Origin of the sequence: Jannaschia seosinensis (assembly GCF_001408515.1) — a bacterium.
In the GTDB taxonomy this organism is placed as follows: Bacteria; Pseudomonadota; Alphaproteobacteria; order Rhodobacterales; family Rhodobacteraceae; genus Jannaschia; species Jannaschia seosinensis.
In genome coordinates this window covers 1-2,715 of record NZ_CYPR01000210.1, presented here as the reverse complement: position 1 = coordinate 2,715, position 2,715 = coordinate 1, and the positions used below count along the sequence as shown (strand labels likewise).

The following is a 2,715-nucleotide window of genomic DNA, read 5'->3' as shown; positions in this document are numbered from 1 at the left end:
CCGCCTTGGTCTTCAGGTCGCGCAGGTTCCCCACGCCATGCCGGCGCAGGCAGCGATCCAGCCCCGAGCGCGAGGCGTTCGGGTTCAGGAACTCCCGCACAACCGCCAGCAGATCATCCAGCGACACCAGCAGCGCCTTTCGCAGGGCCACCGCGACGGCCTCTTGCGGTGGTGTCAGCGTCGTCTGGAGCCTGTGCGGCGTGTGGCTGCGATCCGCGACGCTGTCGCGCTTGCGCCACTTGTAAACGGTCTGCTCCGTTATGCCGAAGCGCTCGGCCAGGACCGGAGCAGGCTCCGTGCTCGCCTGGATCGCCGCCCGCACCTTCGGCGTGGTCGTGGCCTGCTTGTGAAGATGTATCAGCATGGTCGTGCCCCGTCTCGAAGGTCCCTCAGAACCGATCTTGCCATGAAGAGCGCGGATCGTCGCGGGGAAAGGTGATCATCCGGGACGGAACATCTAGCTACCGGTAAGTTCCAAGCCAGACATCCCCGGCGCTCTTGTCCACGAGGCCGAGGATGCGCAACCTTCTTCTATCGGGGCTGCGCTGCAGGCGCTGCAGGACTAATCAACGAGACAGAGACGACCCTTCCCAGCTACTTTTGGAAACCCCTAGCCTCTTGCTATGTTCTTTTACCCTTGGGTGGATGCCTCCCGTGGGGCAAGGTCGGTGTCTGGTTCGGGCATCTGGCCAGTCGCGGCCGCGTATTTGGCTTCGCAGACGTAGCGGCCGGATTGCAGGATCAAAGCCGTCCGCTGGTGACCAGATCCAGATTACCAGCACGCGGGCAAAGGGCGCATGGGTCCGGACGGGATGTCTCCAATGCCGTCTCGTCGTCCGCTTCATTGTTTCGAACCCATGGCGACCCGGACGTCTCTTTTGGACTGCGCCTGCGCGGCAGCTCTGCCTTGCCGAGTTTGGCGCTGGAACCCTGCTGTTCGCTAGAGCGGCGGCCAAGGCCTCCAGTGGCTTGCGGTGCGGTGTGTGCCATAGCCCGATCTGCGCCAGGTCTGCCGCCGCTTCCTTCGAGGCTTGTCTGAGGCGTTCCCGAACGGAAGTTCTGGTTCTAAAAAGGATACAGGGCGGGACGATGCCGGTGTGTTGGCTGTCACTGAGAACTGACCCATGTGGAATCTTGCCCCTGACGGGATTTGTCGGGGGTTATTGGAGTGATCGACATGGGATTTTTGAGCGTCATTCGACGTTGGGCGTTACGGGACAAGATGCCCATCCGCGAGATCGCGCGGCGGACCGGGCTGTCTCGCAACACCATCAAGAAGTATCTGCGGGCGGGGATCGTTGAGCTCCGGTTCCAGACACCGGCGCGGCCGAGCAAGCTGGACCCATATGCCGAGAAGCTGACAGGCTGGCTGGTGACGGAGCAGCGCAAGTCGCGCAAGGACCGGCGCACCGCCAAGCAGATGCACGCTGATCTGGTTCAGCTTGGCTATGACGGCTCGTATGAGCGTGTCGCAGCCTTCGTGCGGACTTGGAAAGGAGACCGGCAACGCGCGCAGCAGACGACCGATCGCGGGACATTCGTGCCGTTGGTGTTCCAGCCGGGCGAGGCGTTCCAGTTCGACTGGAGCGAGGACTGGGCCTCTGTCGGCGGCGAGCGCATCAAGTTGCAGGTGGCCCACATCAAGCTGTCGCACAGCCGCGCGTTCCTGGTCAGGGCCTATTTGTTGCAGACGCATGAGATGCTGTTCGACGCGCATTGGCATGCGTTCCGGGTCTTTGAGGGCGTGCCTGGCCGCGGGATCTACGACAACATGCGCACGGCTGTGGATCGCGTAGGCGTTGGCAAGAAGCGCGATGTGAATGCGCGGTTCATGGCCATGACCAGCCACTACGTGTTCGAGCCCGACTTCTGCAACCCGGCGGCGGGCTGGGAGAAAGGCCAGGTCGAGAAGAACGTCCGCGATGCGCGCCACCGGCTCTGGCAGGTGATGCCGGCCTTTCCGGATCTTGATGCGTTGAATGTGTGGCTGGAAGAGCGCTGCAAGGCGCTGTGGACCGAAACCGCGCATGGCAGCCTGACCGGCAGCATCGCCGACATCTGGGAGGTCGAGAAGCCTGCGCTGATGCCGTTGCCCACGGCCTTCGATGGCTTTGTCGAACACAGCAAGCGGGTGTCGCCCACCTGCCTGATCACCTTCGAGCGCAATCGCTACTCTGTCCCTGCCAGTTTTGCGAACCGCCCCGTCAGCCTGCATGTTTACCCCGAACGGCTGGTGATCGTGGCCGATAGAGCAACCTGCGGTCTGGAAATTCTGCTGAGAGCGGGTGGTGCATCCTGGCATTCCCATTTGATGTAGGCCTTGGTCTCGGAGGCCCATTTCTCGTCGATCTCTACGAGGACGGCGCTGACCAGTCGCAGCAGAGCGTCGTCGCTGGGAAAGACCCTGACCTTTACGGTGCGCCGCTTGAGCTCCTGCTGGACGGATCGCTCCATCGGGTTTGAAGTGCGCAGCCGGCGGCGATGGTGCTCGGGCAGCGTGAAGACCGCGAGCCCCTCGGGCGCGTTTTCCTCCAGCCATGCGGCCAGCTTCGGCGCAGAGGTGCGATAGCTGGCGACGATCTCTGCCAAGGCCGTTTCTGCCTTGGCGAGCGTGCTGGCATTCCACACGGTGCGCAGCTCAGCTCCGATGCGCTTGCGGCTCTCGACGTTCGGAGCGTGATGAATGGCGTTGCGCGCGAGATGGAACTGGCAGCG

Annotated in this window: 2 protein-coding genes and 1 pseudogene; 1 reads left to right on the top strand and 2 read right to left on the bottom strand. The window is 63.1% G+C overall.

Annotated elements, in window-relative coordinates; translation table 11 throughout:
* On the bottom strand, window positions 1–364 hold a 364-nt coding region (locus tag JSE7799_RS16125), incomplete at its 3' end, for a helix-turn-helix domain-containing protein (RefSeq protein WP_186201904.1).
* Between the two features lie 813 nt (window positions 365–1,177).
* On the opposite strand from JSE7799_RS16125, the pseudogene istA reads away from it, so the two are divergent.
* Window positions 1,178–2,248, top strand: a pseudogene (gene istA, locus JSE7799_RS16120) (IS21 family transposase); the annotation flags it as partial.
* Here the strand turns inward: istA and JSE7799_RS16115 are convergent.
* A partial coding sequence (locus tag JSE7799_RS16115; protein WP_222101791.1) for a transposase occupies window positions 2,218–2,715 on the bottom strand: 498 nt, incomplete at its 5' end. The pseudogene istA and the gene JSE7799_RS16115 overlap by 31 nt on opposite strands.